19 protein-coding genes and 1 tRNA gene are annotated in these 17,358 nt (G+C 63.9%); 11 read left to right on the forward strand and 9 right to left on the reverse strand.

Annotated elements, in window-relative coordinates:
* Positions 1–11: 11 nt before the first annotated feature.
* Complete coding sequence (locus tag Q3Y64_RS07465; protein ID WP_303560655.1) at positions 12–911, forward strand: fructosamine kinase family protein; 900 nt, start codon at positions 12–14, stop codon at positions 909–911.
* A 43-nt stretch (positions 912–954) separates the two neighbouring features.
* Here Q3Y64_RS07465 and ruvC read toward each other — a convergent pair whose 3' ends face one another.
* The 5 genes from ruvC to thiS form a co-directional block, all read right to left on the reverse strand.
* Entirely contained in the window at positions 955–1,527 is a 573-nt protein-coding gene (ruvC, locus tag Q3Y64_RS07470) for a crossover junction endodeoxyribonuclease RuvC (RefSeq protein ID WP_101941933.1), read from the reverse strand.
* A 112-nt stretch (positions 1,528–1,639) separates the two neighbouring features.
* The gene (gene trmB, locus Q3Y64_RS07475) at positions 1,640–2,350 is read right to left on the reverse strand and encodes a tRNA (guanosine(46)-N7)-methyltransferase TrmB (protein WP_101941934.1); all 711 of its coding nucleotides are present in this window, start codon (positions 2,348–2,350) and stop codon (positions 1,640–1,642) included.
* 22 nt (positions 2,351–2,372) lie between these two features.
* The gene (locus Q3Y64_RS07480; RefSeq protein ID WP_101941935.1) at positions 2,373–2,978 is read right to left on the reverse strand and encodes a DUF1294 domain-containing protein; all 606 of its coding nucleotides are present in this window, start codon (positions 2,976–2,978) and stop codon (positions 2,373–2,375) included.
* Between the two features lie 16 nt (positions 2,979–2,994).
* Complete coding sequence (locus tag Q3Y64_RS07485) at positions 2,995–3,780, reverse strand: thiazole synthase (RefSeq protein ID WP_101941936.1); 786 nt, start codon at positions 3,778–3,780, stop codon at positions 2,995–2,997.
* Positions 3,781–3,835: 55 nt separating this feature from the next.
* Entirely contained in the window at positions 3,836–4,039 is a 204-nt protein-coding gene (thiS, locus tag Q3Y64_RS07490) for a sulfur carrier protein ThiS (RefSeq protein WP_170019880.1), read from the reverse strand.
* Between the two features lie 118 nt (positions 4,040–4,157).
* Between thiS and Q3Y64_RS07495 the strand changes: the two genes are divergently transcribed.
* The 4 genes from Q3Y64_RS07495 to Q3Y64_RS07510 all read left to right on the forward strand — a co-directional run bounded on the left by Q3Y64_RS07495 (position 4,158) and on the right by Q3Y64_RS07510 (position 7,383).
* Complete coding sequence (locus Q3Y64_RS07495) at positions 4,158–4,940, forward strand: UDP-2,3-diacylglucosamine diphosphatase (protein WP_303560656.1); 783 nt, start codon at positions 4,158–4,160, stop codon at positions 4,938–4,940.
* Between the two features lie 3 nt (positions 4,941–4,943).
* Positions 4,944–6,125: a glycosyltransferase gene (locus Q3Y64_RS07500; protein ID WP_303560657.1), complete on the forward strand. Its 1,182-nt coding sequence runs from the start codon at positions 4,944–4,946 to the stop codon at positions 6,123–6,125.
* Positions 6,122–7,297: a glycosyltransferase family 1 protein gene (locus Q3Y64_RS07505; protein ID WP_303560658.1), complete on the forward strand. Its 1,176-nt coding sequence runs from the start codon at positions 6,122–6,124 to the stop codon at positions 7,295–7,297. Before Q3Y64_RS07500 ends, Q3Y64_RS07505 begins: the two co-directional genes overlap by 4 nt.
* A gap of 12 nt (positions 7,298–7,309) precedes the next feature.
* Positions 7,310–7,383, forward strand: a tRNA-Gly gene (locus tag Q3Y64_RS07510).
* A 150-nt stretch (positions 7,384–7,533) separates the two neighbouring features.
* On the opposite strand, the gene metK is transcribed toward Q3Y64_RS07510, so the two are convergent.
* Positions 7,534–8,697 (reverse strand): methionine adenosyltransferase, encoded by a 1,164-nt coding sequence (gene metK, locus Q3Y64_RS07515; protein WP_101941941.1) that lies wholly within the window; start codon positions 8,695–8,697, stop codon positions 7,534–7,536.
* Positions 8,698–8,899: 202 nt separating this feature from the next.
* Here metK and Q3Y64_RS07520 point away from each other — a divergent pair, with 202 nt between their 5' ends.
* The 5 genes from Q3Y64_RS07520 to xerC are packed head-to-tail and all read left to right on the forward strand — an operon-like array spanning position 8,900 to position 13,097.
* Positions 8,900–9,775, forward strand: a complete 876-nt coding sequence (locus Q3Y64_RS07520; RefSeq protein ID WP_101941942.1) for a lysophospholipid acyltransferase family protein — start codon at positions 8,900–8,902, stop codon at positions 9,773–9,775.
* A 5-nt stretch (positions 9,776–9,780) separates the two neighbouring features.
* Positions 9,781–10,653, forward strand: coding sequence for a lysophospholipid acyltransferase family protein (locus Q3Y64_RS07525; RefSeq protein ID WP_254048216.1), 873 nt, complete (start codon positions 9,781–9,783; stop codon positions 10,651–10,653).
* A 26-nt stretch (positions 10,654–10,679) separates the two neighbouring features.
* Positions 10,680–11,510, forward strand: a complete 831-nt coding sequence (gene dapF / locus Q3Y64_RS07530; protein ID WP_303560659.1) for a diaminopimelate epimerase — start codon at positions 10,680–10,682, stop codon at positions 11,508–11,510.
* Between the two features lie 23 nt (positions 11,511–11,533).
* Complete coding sequence (locus tag Q3Y64_RS07535) at positions 11,534–12,184, forward strand: DUF484 family protein (RefSeq protein WP_303560660.1); 651 nt, start codon at positions 11,534–11,536, stop codon at positions 12,182–12,184.
* Between the two features lie 4 nt (positions 12,185–12,188).
* The gene (xerC, locus tag Q3Y64_RS07540; RefSeq protein ID WP_101941947.1) at positions 12,189–13,097 is read left to right on the forward strand and encodes a tyrosine recombinase XerC; all 909 of its coding nucleotides are present in this window, start codon (positions 12,189–12,191) and stop codon (positions 13,095–13,097) included.
* A gap of 110 nt (positions 13,098–13,207) precedes the next feature.
* On the opposite strand, the gene Q3Y64_RS07545 is transcribed toward xerC, so the two are convergent.
* On the reverse strand, positions 13,208–13,717 hold the full coding sequence (locus Q3Y64_RS07545) for a hypothetical protein (protein ID WP_101941948.1): 510 nt from the start codon (positions 13,715–13,717) through the stop codon (positions 13,208–13,210).
* A gap of 119 nt (positions 13,718–13,836) precedes the next feature.
* Here Q3Y64_RS07545 and Q3Y64_RS07550 point away from each other — a divergent pair, with 119 nt between their 5' ends.
* Entirely contained in the window at positions 13,837–15,027 is a 1,191-nt protein-coding gene (locus Q3Y64_RS07550) for a class I SAM-dependent rRNA methyltransferase (RefSeq protein ID WP_303560661.1), read from the forward strand.
* A 77-nt stretch (positions 15,028–15,104) separates the two neighbouring features.
* Here the strand turns inward: Q3Y64_RS07550 and Q3Y64_RS07555 are convergent, their stop codons facing one another.
* Entirely contained in the window at positions 15,105–16,088 is a 984-nt protein-coding gene (locus Q3Y64_RS07555) for a glycosyltransferase family 9 protein (RefSeq protein ID WP_303560662.1), read from the reverse strand.
* Positions 16,085–17,347 carry an O-antigen ligase gene (locus tag Q3Y64_RS07560; RefSeq protein ID WP_303560663.1) on the reverse strand — a complete coding sequence of 421 codons (1,263 nt, stop codon included), beginning with the start codon at positions 17,345–17,347 and terminating at the stop codon, positions 16,085–16,087. Before Q3Y64_RS07560 ends, Q3Y64_RS07555 begins: the two co-directional genes overlap by 4 nt.
* Positions 17,348–17,358 lie beyond the last annotated feature (11 nt).

The raw sequence follows: 17,358 nt of genomic DNA on the forward strand, positions 1-17,358 counted from the left end.
GGATCGCCACCATGCTCTCCTCTTCGCTGCATGCCGAACTTGAAGCGCAAGCCCGGGCCATTGTCGGAAATGCCTTCCGAATCGATTCGGTGACGCCCGTCAACGGCGGAGACATCAACACCACACTCAAGCTTGAAGGCCCCGAGGGCGCAATCTTCGCCAAACTCCGTCCAGCACATGACGCAGCCATGTTCGCTGCCGAAGCCGATGGCCTTCAGGCGCTCGCCCACTGCGATGCAATCCGGGTACCGGCCGTACTAGGGGTTGGTGAAGCTGCAGATCAAGCCTTCCTGTTTCTGGAGTGGCTGGACATGAGCCCGCTGCGCGACGCTGCCACGGCCCGCCGCGCCGGCGCGGCGCTGACCGCCCTGCACCAGTGCACCGGCGAGCATTACGGCTGGGCGCAGGACAATTTCATCGGCAGCACACCGCAACGCAACCTTGAAACCGACAACTGGTCGCAATTCTTCGTGCAGAAACGCCTCCAGCCGCAGTTCGCGCTCGCCGCCAGCAAGGGCTTCAAGGGGGATCTGCAGCGCAATGGCGAGCGCATCGCCGAGCGCGCGCCGGGGCTGTTTGTCGATTACCGGCCGCCGGTCAGCCTGCTGCATGGAGATTTGTGGAGCGGCAACCTGGCGGCGCTGGCTGATGGCACGCCGGTACTGTTCGACCCGGCCTGCTACTTCGGCGACCGCGACACGGATGTCGCGATGAGCGAGCTTTTCGGAGGTCTTCCGCTGGAGTTCTACGCGGCCTACCGCGCCAGTTGGCCGCTCGCTGAGGGTTATGAGCAGCGCAAGGCGCTCTACAACCTTTATCACATCCTCAACCATCTGAATCTCTTCGGTGGCGGCTACCTGCGCCAGGCCGAACGCATCGCAGCCATGCTCGCCACCGAGCTCGGGCGTTAAGCCAACTCGCGTCCAAATCTGGCAGCCAAGCCAGATGCATCCCTCAGCGTTTCACCTCTGGAATCGTCATCAAGCGCCCGCCCCGCTTGCGCGAAGTCTTGGCCATTGCCAGCAGACCACCAGCCGCCGCACCACCATGCGCATGGGATATAGCCACCGCCAGAGCATCCGCCGCATCCGCCTGCGGATCGCCTGCAAGCTGCAGCAGGCGCTTGACCATGTGCTGGACCTGTTCCTTGTTCGCCTTGCCGTAGCCGACCACCGCCTGCTTGACCTGCAGCGCGGTGTATTCGGACACCGGTAGATCGCGGCTTACCAGTGCGCAGATCGCCGCCCCGCGCGCCTGCCCGAGCAGCAAGGTGGATTGCGGATTGACGTTCACGAACACGATTTCCACCGCAGCCTCGGCTGGATGGTAGGTATCAACCACTTCCTGCACCCCGGCCAGGATCACTTTCAAACGCTCGGGCAGAGAGCCATCCGGCGTGCGGATGCAGCCGCTGGCAACGTAATGCAGTTGGCTACCCTGGCGCTCGATCACCCCGAAACCGGTGATGCGCAGGCCCGGATCAATGCCGAGGATGCGCGTGGGCGGCAAAGCGAGCGGCGCGCTCATCACGAGGTGGCCGCTAAATGAAGTGAAACGTTTCTGGCGCGGCGTGCCGACGCAGACAGTGCGCTCAGTGCGGCAAGGAGGCGCAAGGACGCCAGAATCATTCTTTGCGGCCTCAAACGCGTTTGAAAACCAGATCCCACACCCCATGCCCCAGACGCAAACCACGCGCTTCGAACTTGGTCAGCGGGCGATAGTCCGGCTTCTCGGCATAGTCGGCCGCCGTGTTCTGCAACAAGGGCTCGGCGGAGAGCGTCTCGAGCATGAACTGGGCATACTCTTCCCAGTCCGTCGCACAGTGCAGATAGCCCCCGGGCGCGAGGCGCGAGGCCAGTTGCGCCACAAAAGCCGGCTGCAGGATACGGCGCTTGTGATGGCGCTTCTTGGGCCAGGGGTCCGGAAAATACACATGAATCCCAGCCAGCGAATCGGGCGCTAGCATGTCGCGCACAACCTCGGTGGCGTCGTGCTGCATCACGCGCAAATTGGTGATCTGCTGTTCATCGATCAGCTTGCACAGATTGCCCACGCCGGGGCCGTGCACCTCAATGCCGATGAAATCGGTATCCGGCCGGATGCGGGCGATCTTCGCCGTGGTGTCGCCCATGCCGCAGCCGATCTCGAGCACCACCGGGGCGCAGCGGCCAAAGCTTGCGGCATAGTCGAGCTGCTCTTCCTTGTAAGGAATCGCATAGCGCGGCAGCAACTCGTCCATGTAGCGCTTCTGCGCGTCGGACATGCGTCCCTGGCGCAATACGAAACTGCGGATTGGCTGGCGCGAAAAGCGACCACTAGGCTCGCTTTGAGAATCTTTTTCTTCAGTCATTTTTACTCTGCGATGGAGACCATCAGGCAATGATGTTTTTCAACCAAAACTGGCCGGACTCGCTCAACAAGTACGCCACAGCGCCACAATTCAACAACACGGTCATCCAGAAAACGAATTGAAACTCCTGCTTGATGGACTTGTGCCGCAACACTCTCTGCGCCGCAAGCGCACCTGGCCACCCTCCTGCCAGCGCAAACAGATGCAAGGTGCTTTCGGCCGTTCGCCAGCGTCCAGCCTGTGCGGCACCTTTGTCCAGCCAGTAGGCAACAAAAGTGATCAAGCTAGCAGCGGCATAGACAAGCACTACCGTGAAAGGCAGATACCCTGTGGTAACCGCCCCCAACAAAAACAAGCAGAAAGTCATGGCAAACAACGGCGCTTTCGCCCCGCGCCCATCTGGAACCTTTACGACTTTTTCACCGACCCTTGCCACTGTCTTAGCTCGAGGACGCTTGCGCTCGTCCAGCTCCAGCTCGTAGGTAAATAGCTCACCCTCCGAGGGGCGTGAGGCTTCACGGGGGAGGGCCTTTACATGCAAAAAAACACGTTCCCCTCCGCCATTGGGCGTAATAAAACCGAAGCCCTGATCATCCTTCCAGGTCGTCAGCTTGCCGACAAAGCGCATCCATCTCTCCCGGCGTTCAGCTTCCGATCAGGCCCGTGGTCGGCGAGCTCGGCGTGGCCGAGTACAGCTTCTTCGGCATGCGCCCCGCGCGGAAAGCCTCGCGGCCGGCCTCCACAGCCTTCTTCATGGCGCCAGCCATCAGCACCGGATCCTGTGCCTTGGCAATCGCGGTGTTCATCAGCACGCCATCACAGCCCAGCTCCATTGCGATCGCGGCATCGGATGCGGTGCCTACGCCAGCATCGACGATAACTGGCACCTTCGATTGCTCAATGATCAGCTTGAGATTCCACGGATTCAGGATGCCCATGCCAGAGCCGATCAGGGACGCCAGCGGCATCACGGCCACACAGCCGATCTCTTCGAGCATCTTGGCCTGGATGGGGTCATCCGAGCAGTAGACCATGACCTTGAAACCATCGCGCACCAAGGTCTCGGCAGCCTTCAGGGTCTCGGGCATGTTCGGAAAGAGAGTGGTCTGATCGCCCAGTACTTCGAGCTTGACCAGATCATGGCCATCGAGCAGCTCACGCGCGAGGCGCAGGGTACGCACGGCCTCATCAGCCGAGTAACAGCCGGCAGTATTAGGCAGGTAGGTGAAATCCTTCATCGGCAGTGCGTCGAGCAGGTTCGGCTCGCCCACGTTCTGGCCAAGGTTCACTCGGCGCACGGCCACGGTGACGATCTGGGCGCCGGAAGCGTCGATGGCGCGGCGGGTTTCGTCGAAATCCTTGTACTTGCCGGTACCCACCAGCAGGCGGGAATGGTATTCACGGCCGGCGATCAGCAGGGGGTCGTTCATGATGAGCTTTCTGAAAGATACGGGAGGCTGGGGAAAGCGTAGAGGCGGGCGCGGCTCAGCCGCCGCCGACAGCGACCACGATTTCCAGCGCGTCGCCCTCTGCCAGCACCGTGCTGGCATGCAGGCCCTTGGGAACGATCTCGCCATTGCGCTCGACTGCCAGGCGCTTGCCGACCAGTTCAAGTTCTTCGAGCAGGTTCAGCACGGAGCTGCCACTGGCGAGGGAGCGGCGGTCGCCGTTCAGGGTGATCTGGAGCATGGTGAGAAACCTCGGACAGCTTGGTTGAAGCACCCGCAAGTTTATCACGCGCCCCCTGCCCGACCGGCCGCCAGACGGGGTCACAAGACTGCAACAGTGCCTGCGGAGAATGCGCCGCATGTCCCGCGTACGCACCCTGTTCCTCTCGGATATCCACCTCGGCACTCGTGCCTGCCAGGCTGACCGCCTGCTCGCTTTTTTGCGCGAGCACCCTGCCGATAAGGTCTTCCTGATCGGCGACATCATCGATTTCTGGGCCATGAAGCGCTCGCTGGCGTGGACCTCCAGCCATAACACGGTGATCCAGAAACTGTTGCGCCGCGCCCGTCACGGCGAAGAAATCATCTTCATCCCGGGCAATCACGACGAAGCGCTGCGCCTTTACTGCGGCATGCGCTTTGGCGACATCCGCGTCGAGCGCGAGTGGGTGCATGAAACCGCTGATGGCAAACGCCTGCTGCTGGTGCATGGCGACGAATACGACCAGGTAACGCGCCACCATCGCTGGGTCGCAGTACTGGGCGATGTGTCCTACAACCTGCTGGTGCGGCTGAACGTGTGGCTGTCGTGGGCGCGGCGGAAGCTGGGCATCAGCGGCTACTGGTCACTCGCCGGTTATGCCAAGCGCAAGGTCAAGACGGCCCTGCAGTTCATCTTCGATTTTGAGGCCAGCGTCACTCATGCAGCCCGCACACGCGGCCTGGATGGCGTGGTCTGTGGCCACATTCACTGGGCCGCGATTCGCGAAATCGATGGCCTGCGCTACGTCAATTGCGGCGACTGGGTGGATAGCTGCACGGCCATCGTCGAGCATCTCGACGGGCGCCTAGAACTCATCGAATGGGCGCGCGCCGCGTGCTCCGAAACCGAGGCCAGCGAACTGGCCGTGGAGAGTCTCTGAATCATGCGCGTACTGATGCTGTCCGACGTCTACTTCCCCCGCATCAACGGGGTCTCCACCGCGATCCAGACCTACCGCGAACAACTCGCACACTGCGGCATCGAAACCCTTCTGATCGCCCCTCGCTATGAAAACGAGGCCGACGAAGCGGGAGTCCAGCGCCTGCCTGGCTGGAGGGTGCCGCTGGACCCGGAAGACCGTTTCGTAAGGCCCTCCGTGTTTCGTCAGGCCGCCATCGAAGCAGCGCGCGACTGCGATCTGATTCATATCCACACTCCATTCTGTGCACACGGCGCCGGGCTGGCTGCCGGCCGCGCCTGTAACTTGCCAGTGGTGGCGAGCTACCACACCCTGTTCGAGGAATACCTGCACCACTACGCGCCCTTCCTGCCCGCAGCCAGCCTGCGTGGTCTGGCGCGGCGTGTGTCGCGCCAGCAGTGCAACGGGCTGGATGCCATCGTCGTTCCCTCATCGCCGCTCGCCGAACGCCTGCAAGCCTATGGTGTAGCGCGGCCGCTGCACATCCTGCCCACCGGCGTACCGCTGGCCCATTTCGGCCGGGGCGACGGAGCTCGTTTCCGGCGCGAGCACAACATCCCTTCGGACCGCCCGGTGGCACTTTACGTGGGCCGTGCTGCACACGAGAAGAACATCGACTTCCTGATCGAAAGCCTGCCGCACGCACTGCGCAGCCAGCCTGAACTGCTTCTGGTGATCGCTGGCGAAGGACCGGCCCGGCGTGCGCTGCAGGAGAAAGTCGACAAGATGCGCCTGGCTCACGCGGTGCGCTTCATCGGCTACATGGATCGTGTCACCGCCCTGCCGGACTGCTATGCCGCCGCCAACCTGTTCGTCTTCGCCTCGCGCACCGAGACCCAGGGGCTGGTGCTCATCGAAGCCATGGCTGCTGGCCTGCCGGTGGTGGCGCTGGCCGAGATGGGCACCCGCGACGTTCTCGCCGCCGGCTCCGGCGCCCTCACCCCGGCAGACAACGTCGCAGCATTCGCCGCCACCATCGTGCAGGTGCTGGAGCAACCCGAGCTCGCCCGCCAGATGCGCCAGCTCGGACTCGAGTGGGCGCGTGGCTGGACAGATCATGCCCTCACCGCCCGCCTTGCCGAGCTTTATCGCAGCCTGCGTCGCCCGCGCACACCCCATCCCCTGCTCCAGGAACTGGCTGCATGAAAGCCGCTCTGCAGATTGCGCTGGTCACCGAAACCTGGCCTCCAGAGGTCAACGGCGTCGCCATGACCATCTCCCGCCTGGTCGCCGGCTTGCGCAGCCAAGGCCATCAGGTTCAGATCATCCGCCCACGCCAACGCGAAGAAAGCCCGACGACGCCGGATTTTCTCGTCGCTGGCCTGCCCCTGCCCGGCTATGCCGGCCTCCAGTTCGGTCTGCCCGCCGGGCGCCAGCTACGCCGGCTGTGGCAGGCACAACGCCCGGACATTGTGCATCTAGTCACCGAAGGCCCCCTCGGCTGGTCTGCCCTCAAAGCCGCCGAGGCCCTAGATCTCCCACTCAGCTCCAGTTATCACACCCATTTCGATGGCTACAGCCGTCACTACGGTGCGGCCCTGCTCACGCCACTAGTACGCCGCTGGCTGCATGGTTTTCACCGGCGAGCGGGGGTCACCATGGCCCCGACCGAAACACTGGTCAAGCAGCTGCGACAAGCTGGTCTCAGCGGTGCACAGGTTCTCGGCCGCGGCGTCGATACCCGCCTGTTCGCGCCCTCCCGGCGCAGCCAGGCGCTGCGCAGCCAGTGGGGCGCAGGCGAACACGATCTGGTTGTCATGAATGTCGGCCGTCTTGCGCCGGAAAAGAATCTCGGCCTGGCCGCCGCCGCCTTCGATGCCATCCAGTTACAACAGCCCAGCGCGCGCATGGTATGGGTCGGTGACGGCCCGGCACGTAGGGCGCTCGAAAGAAAACACCCACTCCACCAGTTTTCCGGTGCCCGCCACGGCGAGGATCTCGCCAGCCACTACGCCAGCGCAGACCTCTTCCTGTTCCCCAGCCTCAGCGAAACTTATGGCAACGTCGTCGCCGAAGCGATGGCCAGCGGCGTGGCTGTGGTGGCCTACCACGAAGCGGCGGCGGCCGAACTGATCATCAGCGGCGAACAAGGCCTGACCGCTCCCAGCGGCAACGAAACCGCCTTCATTGCTGCAGCCTGCCAGCTGGCCAGCAATGCCGCCTTGCGTGAGCTATGTTCAGGCGCGGGTCGCGCACGGGTCGAAACGCTGCACTGGGGTCATATCGTTGAGCGCTTCGAGCAGCATCTGCGCCTGGCACTCGAGAATATGTCTCAAACCACACACGGGGGTTCCGTCCGGCGCCGCTTTGCGGGATAATCGCCGGCCCGAGCGGGCGTCGTATAATGGTAATACCCTAGCTTCCCAAGCTAGAGCCGTGGGTTCGATTCCCATCGCCCGCTCCAGGAATCCGGCCGGCCAGACATTTGAGTCTGGCTTTTTTATTGCCCGCGCCCAGCAATTGCGGGAAGAAAACCCGACCACCACTCCCCGAAAATAAAAAAGCCTGCACATGTGCAGGCTTTTGAGTGCTGCGGGAGCCGGGCTCCCTGCTCTCAGAGTCCAGCGGCAGCGCGCAGGGCGGCAGCCTTGTCGGTCGCTTCCCAGGTGAACTCGGGCTCGGAACGGCCAAAGTGACCATAAGCAGCAGTTTTGGCATAGATCGGACGCAGCAGGTCCAGCATCTGCACGATGCCCTTCGGGCGCAGATCGAAGTGCTCGGCCACCAACGCGGAAATCTTCTCGTCAGCAATCACGCCGGTGCCATTGGTGAAGACCGTCACGTTCATCGGCTTGGCTACGCCAATGGCATACGCAACCTGAACCTGACATTCGCGCGCAAGGCCCGCCGCCACGACGTTTTTGGCCACATAGCGGGCAGCATAAGCTGCCGAGCGGTCAACCTTGGAAGGATCCTTGCCGGAGAAGGCGCCGCCGCCGTGCGGGCAAGCACCGCCATAAGTGTCGACAATGATCTTGCGACCGGTCAGACCGCAGTCGCCCTGCGGGCCGCCGATGACAAAACGGCCGGTCGGGTTCACGAAGTAGTTCGGGTTCTTCAGCAACGAGGCCGGAATCACGGCCTTGATGATGTCTTCGATGACCGCTTCGCGAATGGTTTCCTGCGATACGTCCGGTGCGTGCTGCGTGGACAGCACCACGGTGTCGATCTCGACAGGCTTGCCATCCACATAGCGGAAGGTGACCTGACTCTTGGCATCCGGGCGCAGCCAGGGCAAGCGACCGTCCTTGCGCAGCTCAGCCTGACGCTGCATCAGGCGGTGCGCGTAGTAGATCGGCGCCGGCATCAGCTCGGGCGTCTCGTCGCAAGCGTAGCCGAACATCAGGCCCTGGTCGCCCGCGCCCTGGTTCAGGTAGTCGTCATTGGCGTGATCGACGCCCTGGGCGATATCGTTGGACTGCTTGTCGTAGCAGACCATGACCGCGCAGCCCTTATAGTCGATGCCGTATTCGGTGTTGTCGTAGCCGATGCGACGGATCGTGTCGCGAGCGACCTGAATGTAATCAACATGGGCGTTGGTAGTGATTTCACCGGCCAGTACCACCAGACCTGTGTTGCAAAGGGTCTCGGCCGCCACGCGGGAGCGGGGGTCCTGCGCGAAAATCGCGTCCAGGATGGCATCGGACACCTGATCGGCGACCTTGTCCGGATGGCCTTCCGAAACCGACTCGGAAGTGAAGAGGTAATCATTGGCCATGTTGGCACTCCACAAAATCAAAAACCCCGGATATTCGTCGGCGCGGCCGACTCCGGGGTTTCGAGTGGTCGACGCTTTAGCAGAATTTGTCAGCAAGGCCTGCGCCTTGCACCCGCCCTGCAAGTTGTCTTTAACTCAGCGGTCTGGGGATTATAGGTAGCCGACCTTATAATGCAAGCGTCTATCGCCTGCCCGCCACCACGTGCTACAGAACCACCTCCTGCCCTTTCTGTTCCGCCTGCTGGGCCGCTGCTCGCTGCCCACCCTGCACCGCTTCGGCGGCTGGGGCGGACTGCTGGCTTGCCGGCTCTCGGGCAGCATGCGCAGGCGTATAGCGGCCAACCTCGCGCTGTGTCTCGGCCGCCCGCCAACCCCTGCGGAGATCCGCACGAATGCCCGCGAAACCGGCCGCATGATGCTGGAGCTGCCCTTTGTGTGGCAGCGCCCGCTCGAAGAAGTCATGCAGCACGTATTTGAAGTGGAGGGCATGGAGCATGTGGAGGCCATGCGGGCTGAAGGCAGTGCGATGATCGCCCTGACCCCACACATGGGCTGCTTCGAGATAGCCTCGCTGTATCTTGGCCGGTTCATGCCGCTCACCATCCTCTACCGCCCGCCCAAGCAGACCAGCGTGGAACCCATCCTGCGCGCCGGGCGTGCACGCGGCCAGCTTTCACTTGCCACTGCCGACCTGGCTGGCGTACGCCAGATCATCAAGGGTCTGCGTCAGGGCATTTCCACTGGCCTGCTGCCGGACCAGGCTCCAGGCAAAGGGGAAGGTGTCTGGCTGCCCTTCTTCGGCAAGCCCGCCTATACGATGACATTGGCCGCACGCCTGTCCGAGGTGAAGAACACCCGGGTACTGCTGTTCTGGGGCGAGCGTGTGATCGGGCGCGGCTGGCGCCTCCACATTCTGGCGCCGCAAAGCCCGATCGAAGGCACGCTGGAAGAGCGTGCTGCCGCCATCAATCGCGAGATCGAAGCCTTGATCCGCCGTTGCCCCGCCCAGTATCTGTGGGCCTATAACCGTTACAAGGTGCCCGCCGGCGCCACGCCGCCACCTTCTACTTCCCAATGATCGTCCTGACCCGCTTGTTCCTCGCTTTCCTGTGGTGTTTCCACTGGCTGCCCTTGCCTGTGCAAGCGGCGCTGGGCTGGTGCATCGGCCAGCTGCTGTATCTGCTGGTTGTGCCGCGCCGGCGCGTGCTCCACACCAACCTGCGCCTGTGCTTCCCCGAACTTTCCGCCCGTCAGCGGCGTCGCCTCGCCCGCCGTGTGTGCGTCGCAGTGGCCCGCTCAATGCTGGAGCGCGGCGTGCTGTGGTGGGCCTCTGAAACGCGCATCCGCAAGCTGGTTGAACTGCAGGGCGTGGACAAGATCAAGCGCCTGCACGCCGAAGGCCGCGCGGTGGTGATGCTGGTGCCGCACTTCGTCGGGCTCGACATGGCTGGCAGCCGCATGGCGATGGAAATGGATTGTGTGAGCATGTACTCGGCGCAGAACGACAAACTGGTTGAAAAGATGCTGCTGCACGGCCGCACCCGCTTCGGCCAGCAGGAGCTGCTTTCGCGCCAGGACGGCATCCGCGGTGCGGTGAAAGCCATGAAGCGCGGCCGCCCCTTCTATTACCTGCCGGATCTGGACTTCGGCCCGAAGGAATCGATCTTCGTGCCCTTTTTTGGCATCCAGACCGCTACCGTGCCGGGCCTGCCGCGCATCGCCAAGCTCGCCCACGCGGCCGTCGTGCCGCTGGTGGTTCGCATGAAGCCTTGGGGGCAGGGTTACGTCGGCGAATTCCAGGATCCGTGGAGCGACTTCCCTACCGAAGATGTCGAAGCGGACACGACGCGCATGAATGCCTGGATCGAGGCCGAGGTGCGCAAGATGCCCGAGCAGTATTACTGGGTGCACAAGCGCTTCAAGACCCGGCCAGAAGGCGAAGCCCGGTTTTACTGAACTCCGCAACGCAGGACAATCCGCCCATGAAACTCCTTTTCACCAAGATGCAGGGCCTCGGCAACGACTTCGTGGTAATTGACGCGATCAACCAGCCCGTCGAGATGACTCCAGCCCTCGCCCAGAAGCTCGGCGACCGCCGCTTCGGTGTGGGCTGTGATCAGCTCCTGATCGTCGAGCGCGCCCAGCAGCCCGGCGTGGACTTCCGTTACCGGATCTTCAATGGTGACGGCTCCGAGGTCGAACAGTGCGGCAACGGGGCACGCTGCTTCGTGCGCTTCGTGGTGGACAAACAGCTCACCAACAAGACCGCCATCCGCGTCGAAACCAAATCCGGCATCATCGAGCCACGGCTGGCGGACGACGGCCTCGTCACGGTCGACATGGGCGTGCCGATCTTCGAGCCAGCGCGCATTCCCTTTGTCTCCGAGTCGGACGCCGTCGTCCAGCCGCTCGAGGTGAATGGTGAAATGCTGGCCATCACCGCAGTGTCAATGGGCAACCCGCACGCCGTGCAGGTGGTGGCGGACGTCGACAGCGCCCCGGTCGAACAGCAGGGCCCTGCCGTCGAGCACCATCCGCGCTTCCCGGCTCGCGTCAATGCCGGCTTCATGCAGGTGGTGGACGAACACTCGATCCGCCTGCGCGTGTTCGAGCGCGGCGCAGGCGAAACGCTGGCCTGCGGTACCGGCGCCTGTGCTGCGGTGGTTGCCGGCATCCAGCGCCAGTTGCTGGCCTCGCCAGTACGCGTGGAGACCCGCGGTGGCGAACTGTCGATCGCCTGGGGCGGCCCTGGCAGCCCGGTGCTAATGACGGGGCCGGCCGTCAGCGTCTTCGAAGGCTCGATCGAAATCTGAACACCCTTGACCGGAACCCGACCATGAATGCCAACGACATCATTGCGTTCTTCAAGCAGCACCCGGAATTTTTCGACGAGCACCCGGAGATTCTCAACCAGCTGATCGTGCCGCACCCGGTCAACGGCCAGGCCATCTCGCTCACCGAGCGCCAGTTGCTGACCCTGCGCGAGAAGCTCGCCCAGGTGCAGGGCAAGCTCGCTGAACTGGTGAGCTTCGGTGAAGAGAATGATGTGATCGCCGAGAAAGTGCATCGCCTGACCCTTTCCCTGCTGCAGGCCGAGAGCTTCGAGGCGGTGAACTTCGCGGTCTATAACCACCTTCAGGAAGATTTCGCTGTCCCCCACGTAGCCCTGCGCATCTGGAACAGCATCCTCAAGCGCCCGGTGCCGGAATTCATCGAGGTTTCGGAAGAGCTGCGCTTCTACGCAGCCGACCTGCGCCAGCCCTATTGTGGCGCGGCTCAGAATCAGGAAATCCTCGCCTGGTTTGGCGAAGCAGCTCCTTTGCTGCGCTCGGTATCCCTCATCCCGCTGCGCCGTGACGCGCAGATCTTCGGCATGCTGGCGCTGGGCTCGGAAGATCCGCAACGCTTCTTCCCCGAGATGGGCACCATGTACGTCGAACGCATCGGCGATCTGGTCGGCGCGGCCGTGCTCAAGCAGATCGGCTGATGCCATGAACGAGCAGGCCTCAGCCATCTTGCCGGCCGAGGCCATCGCCTGGCTGGATTATCTGGCCCAGCAAAGGCGTGTAAGCCCGCACACCCTCACCAACTACCGCCGCGAACTCGGCAAGCTGCATGCCTTTGCGGCGCCCCGCACATTCGCCGAACTGAAACCGGCGGACATCCGCCGCTTCGCCGCCAAGCTGCATGCTGGCGGATTGGAGGCGCGCTCGATTGCCCGCGCGCTCTCCTGCTGGCGCGGCCTGTTCCGCTGGTTACTGGCCCGCGAACAGGTCAGCAGCAATCCGGTGCTGGGCATCCGCCCACCTCGTGCCGGCAAGCTATTGCCCAAAGCGCTGTCGGTCGATGCCGCCTCCGCCCTGCTCGATGCGCTGCCAGAGGACGCTCTGGAGATCCGCGACCTAGCTATGTTCGAGCTGCTTTACTCCTCCGGCCTGCGTCTGGCCGAACTCGCCGCACTCGACATCGATGGTCTGTACAGCATCGCGGATGGCGAGGTCACCGTGCTCGGCAAGCGCAACAAGACGCGCCGCGTTCCCGTCGGTACCCAGGCGCTGAACGCGCTCGAGAATTGGCTGGCAGTGCGTGCCACGCTCGCTGCAAATGGCGAAAGCGCGCTCTTCCTCAGCCAGCGCGGCACCCGCCTCTCGCATGGCGCGATTCAGGCCCGACTGGCGCGTTGGGCGCGCGAAAAGGGCGCACCGCAGCATGTTCATCCGCACATGCTGCGTCACAGCTTCGCGTCCCATGTGCTGCAGTCCTCAGGCGATCTGCGCGCGGTGCAGGAATTGCTAGGCCATGCCAGCATCCGTAGCACACAGGTGTATACCCATCTGGATTTCCAGCATCTGGCAAAGATCTACGATGCAGCCCATCCGCGGGCAAAGAAGAAGGACTGACTTGCAAAGTGCCCGGCGCTTTCGTGGTCGCGGCTAAAGAACGCTGACACTTCGTTCGTACCGGGGTCGCACGACCAATGACAGCGCCTGCTGCAAGCGGCGCCAGCTGATCAGCCCTCGTTGCTCAGCCCCGCGCTGCCCATCACGCACATCCAGGTCATCTGCAGCACACGCGCATCGGCACTCGCCCGGTGGCGCTGCACCTGCAGACTACGCTCCACGTCATCGCGCACTTCAAGCCATTGCCTCGCTTCGATCTGGGGCGTGATCCGCGAGAGCTGCTCCAGGTGGTAGGCCGGCGGTACTCCGGCGGCCTCATGGAGCGCGGCCAACCATACATAGTCATGTCCCCAGGCATCGGTGTAGACAGTCAGGCCTTTGAGCAAGGTATTCAAGCGAATCGCCACTGAAAGCGGCGGCAATCCATGTTCGCGCAAAGCTTCGCGACTGATACCGTGGACAGCCTCAGCGGAGAGATCCCAGTGCTGCCACTCGGCAATGGGCTGGATCAGGGCGCAATAGGTACGACCATCCGGCAACACGCAGCCTACCTCGATGGGGTAACTCCCCCGGCCGAAGCCAGAAGCTTCCACATCAATGATCGGCGGTGGCTGGAGCATCGCGGGATTTCCTTGCAGCAAGCGGGTTTCGCATGATGACATGGGCCGAAACACTACCCCCATCGGCGTTTTCCGCTAGCATTCGCACCCTTCCAGACAGGTTTCCGCAGGAGTTCACCATGGCCGAACTGATTCTCGCCCCCGGCAAGGAGCGCTCCGTGATGCGCCGCCACCCGTGGATCTTCGCCGGCTCGGTAGCCAAGCTCGCTGGCCGCTCCAAGCCCGGCGATACCGTCGAGGTTTTCAATGACCGCGGTCAGCTGATGGGCCGCGCGGCCTTCTCCCCCAACTCGCAGATCCGTGCCCGGATGTGGACTTTCGATGCGGACGAATCCATTGATCATGGCTTCTTCAAGCGCCGCGTGGCCGCCAGCGTGGCGCGCCGCGCCGTGCATCCGCAGCTGGCCGGGCAGGATGGCGTGCGCCTGATCCATGGTGAGTCCGATGGCTTACCCGGCGTGATTGCCGACCGCTTCGGCAAGGTCGTGGTACTGCAAATCACCAGCGCCGGCGGCGAGAAGTGGCGCGAGGCGATCATCGCTGGCCTGGTCCAGGCCACCGGCTGTGAATGCGTATATGAGCGCTCGGACTCCGACGTGCGCAAGCTCGAAGGCCTGGAGCCGCGCAGCGGCGTGGTGTACGGCGAGCTGCCGGCCGGGCCGCTGACCATTCGTGAGAACGGCGTCACCATGGAAGTGGATGTGGTGAGCGGGCACAAGACCGGTTTCTACCTCGACCAGCGCGACAACCGCCTGCTCACCGGCCAACTGGCGGCAGGGCGAGCCGTACTGAACTGCTTCTGCTACACCGCCGGCTTCTCGCTGCAGGCACTGGCCGGGGGCGCGGCCAGTACCCTGTCGATCGACTCATCCGGCCCCGCGCTGGAGAGCGCCAAGCGCAACCTGGCACTGAATCCGCAGCTCGATGCAGCGCGTGCCGAATGGTGGGAAGCCGACGTGTTCGAGGCTCTGCGCAAGCTGCGCGCGGACGGCCGCAAGTTCGACCTGATCGTGCTCGATCCGCCCAAGTTCGCGCCCTCGGCAGCCCACGCCCAGCGTGCCGCACGCGCCTACAAGGACATCAACATTCTCGGCTTCCGCCTGCTCAACCCGGGCGGCATCCTGATGACGTATTCATGCTCGGGCGGAATCGGCCAGGAATTGTTCCAGCAGATCGTCGCTGGCGCAGCGGTGGATGCCGGCGTGGACGGGCGCATCATCCATCGCCTGTCGGCCGGCGCCGATCACCCGATTGGTCTGGCCGTGCCGGAGGGTGAATACCTCAAGGGACTGGCCTGCCAGATTGACTGAGTGCTGCTGGGCTTCAGCTGAGCGGCTTTAAGCCGCTCAGCCCTGCCTCGCGCCGGGCCCAGCCGGCTGAAGCCGGCCTACCCAAGCACGTCCGGCAACGCTGCCAGCGCCGCCTCGACCTCTTCGACCGTGACCTCTCCCACCTCCCGCGAGGCCGGCTGCAGCAGCTGATAGGGCACGCCCCAAGGATGCCAGCGCGCGGCGTCCGACTTGCCGAACAGACACACGATCGGCTTGCCCAGCGCGGCGGCGAGGTGCATGTGGCCACCATCCGAACACAGCACGCGCGAACAGGCGGCGAGGCCAGCAATCAGCTCACTGAGCTCATGGGTCGGCATCGGCGTGAGCGGCAGGCCCGCGCAGGCCGCGATGATCTGCTGTGCCTTGGCGTCGTCGCCCGGATGGAGCGGATTGTCGCTGGCGCCCGGCGCCCAGAACAGCGGGAAACGCAGGGCCGGATCGGTGGCGTGCTGGCGCCGGATCAATTCGACGAAACGTTCCGCCGGCCAGCGCTGCGAAGGCTTGCGGGCGCTGATGTGGAGGCCCAGCACCGGCCCCGGGCCAAGTTTTTCCTGCGCAACCGCCAACAACCCGGCACGCGGCACAATGCGCGCGGCAGGCAGATCAGTCACGGGGAGATCGAGGGCACGCAGCAGGTTGGCGGCACGCGGCACTTCATGCAGCGCGGCCGGATCGCTTGTCACATCGTCCTGCGCAATCACGCGTTTCGCGCCGACAAGCCGGGCCATGCGGCGGGCGCTGGCCTGACTGCCACTGGCCGGCAACAGCACCAGATCCAGCTTCATCTGCCGCAACTGCCACAGCTGGCGCAGCCTCGCCCACATCGCACCGAGCGCACTCTCGCCCGCCGCCAGATGCTTGGCCTTGGTGTAGCTGAACACCGCGTCCAGATCCGGGCTGCCCTGCAGCACTTCGGCGTTGTAGCGGGTCACCAGCGCCCCGATCCAGGCCTGCGGGTACTGCTCGCGCAGACGCCGGATCAGCGGCAGGGTACACACGAGATCGCCGATATTGTCACGGCGGATGACCAGAATCTTCACGCCGCGGCCTTCACGCGCAGCGGCGCTCCGGAGAGCAGCAGGCCGAGGCAGACCATGCCGAGCATGCCATGCTCATGGTGCAGGGTGGTATTGAAGAGCCCGCCGATGAACACCACGGACCAGCCCGCCACGCCGGCGCCCCAGCACAGGCGGGCATCAAGCGTCGCCCCAGCGCCCGGCTTGCGACGCAGCAGCGCAGCCGACCAGCCGATGGTCAGCGCCAGCAGGGCACTGATGCCGAGCAGACCACGTTCGCCGAGGGTATTGGTAAACAGGCCGTGAGCATGGCTGGAGAAGTAGTAATCGTCGCGCACGAAGGGCTCGCCGCGCGCCTCAACCCAGGCCTGCACGGCCTCGGGCGAAACCGCACTGAAGTTGGCGGCACCAACACCGGTCAGCGGGTACTGGCGAATCATCTCGGTGGCGGTGTGATAGGTCTCTACCCGATAGGACGAGAGCTTGCCGCTACGCAGACCATCCAGGGTCTTCTGGATCACGGTCTGATTGTTCCGTCCGCCCATCAGTTGCACCGTGAGCAGTTGCGCGCCAACCGCCAGACCGACGGCCACCAGCGCCACCAGGCCAAGCGTGCGCAAGCGCACGGCAGACAGTACCGGCACCAGCACGACTACGGCAAACAGGTAGGCGATCAGGGCGCCGCGGCTGGCAAACGCAATCATCATGCCGAACATCAGCAGGGCCACGCCCAGCCCGATCAGGCGCGGGCCGCGGGCCAGCGTCTGCCAGGCCGCCGCGATCCACGCGGCCGCCAGCGCGGCAGCGCCGGCTCCGTACAGCGCGGAGTGATTCACATGCCCCACCGAGTTGAGCTGCAGCCAGATCCGCTTCGGATCAGTGGCCATCACCCAGCCGCCGTGCAGCGCACCGAGCAGGGTCGCCCCCACCAGACACAGCAGCAACCACTTGATCTGCTGCGCATCGAGCCGGCTGCGCGCGATCATCCAGCCCAGCGACACGTAGCCGATGATGTCGCCCACTTCCTTCCACTGCGGCGCATAGGCCGTATTCAGGATGCTCGCCACCGGCGCCACGATGAGTGCGGCGAATACCCAGTCCCAGCCTCGTGCGAGCTGGCCGAAATTGCGCTGGCGGATGCTGCCTACAAACCACAGCACCAGAAACAGGAACCAGAACACGTTCTTCGGCGCCTCCACCAGCGGCAAGGCCACTGCAAAGAGGGCCAGCACGACGAACTCAGGCCTAGACAGCGTACGAACAGCAGGAGCGAAAGCTTGCATGAGACGCGACG

This window comes from Uliginosibacterium sp. 31-12 (assembly GCF_030548425.1).
GTDB classification, from domain to species: Bacteria; Pseudomonadota; Gammaproteobacteria; order Burkholderiales; family Rhodocyclaceae; genus Uliginosibacterium; species Uliginosibacterium aquaticum.

Bases quoted from the DNA above. Each gene is read 5' to 3' on its own strand.
- Q3Y64_RS07465 (WP_303560655.1), top strand. From the start codon at position 12: ATGCTCTCCTCTTCGCTGCATGCCGAACTTGAAGCGCAAGCCCGGGCC.
- ruvC (WP_101941933.1), bottom strand. From the start codon at position 1,527: ATGAGCGCGCCGCTCGCTTTGCCGCCCACGCGCATCCTCGGCATTGAT.
- trmB (WP_101941934.1), bottom strand. From the start codon at position 2,350: ATGACTGAAGAAAAAGATTCTCAAAGCGAGCCTAGTGGTCGCTTTTCG.
- Q3Y64_RS07480 (WP_101941935.1), bottom strand. From the start codon at position 2,978: ATGCGCTTTGTCGGCAAGCTGACGACCTGGAAGGATGATCAGGGCTTC.
- Q3Y64_RS07485 (WP_101941936.1), bottom strand. From the start codon at position 3,780: ATGAACGACCCCCTGCTGATCGCCGGCCGTGAATACCATTCCCGCCTG.
- thiS (WP_170019880.1), bottom strand. From the start codon at position 4,039: ATGCTCCAGATCACCCTGAACGGCGACCGCCGCTCCCTCGCCAGTGGC.
- Q3Y64_RS07495 (WP_303560656.1), top strand. From the start codon at position 4,158: ATGTCCCGCGTACGCACCCTGTTCCTCTCGGATATCCACCTCGGCACT.
- Q3Y64_RS07500 (WP_303560657.1), top strand. From the start codon at position 4,944: ATGCGCGTACTGATGCTGTCCGACGTCTACTTCCCCCGCATCAACGGG.
- Q3Y64_RS07505 (WP_303560658.1), top strand. From the start codon at position 6,122: ATGAAAGCCGCTCTGCAGATTGCGCTGGTCACCGAAACCTGGCCTCCA.
- metK (WP_101941941.1), bottom strand. From the start codon at position 8,697: ATGGCCAATGATTACCTCTTCACTTCCGAGTCGGTTTCGGAAGGCCAT.
- dapF (WP_303560659.1), top strand. From the start codon at position 10,680: ATGAAACTCCTTTTCACCAAGATGCAGGGCCTCGGCAACGACTTCGTG.
- Q3Y64_RS07535 (WP_303560660.1), top strand. From the start codon at position 11,534: ATGAATGCCAACGACATCATTGCGTTCTTCAAGCAGCACCCGGAATTT.
- xerC (WP_101941947.1), top strand. From the start codon at position 12,189: ATGAACGAGCAGGCCTCAGCCATCTTGCCGGCCGAGGCCATCGCCTGG.
- Q3Y64_RS07545 (WP_101941948.1), bottom strand. From the start codon at position 13,717: ATGCTCCAGCCACCGCCGATCATTGATGTGGAAGCTTCTGGCTTCGGC.
- Q3Y64_RS07550 (WP_303560661.1), top strand. From the start codon at position 13,837: ATGGCCGAACTGATTCTCGCCCCCGGCAAGGAGCGCTCCGTGATGCGC.
- Q3Y64_RS07560 (WP_303560663.1), bottom strand. From the start codon at position 17,347: ATGCAAGCTTTCGCTCCTGCTGTTCGTACGCTGTCTAGGCCTGAGTTC.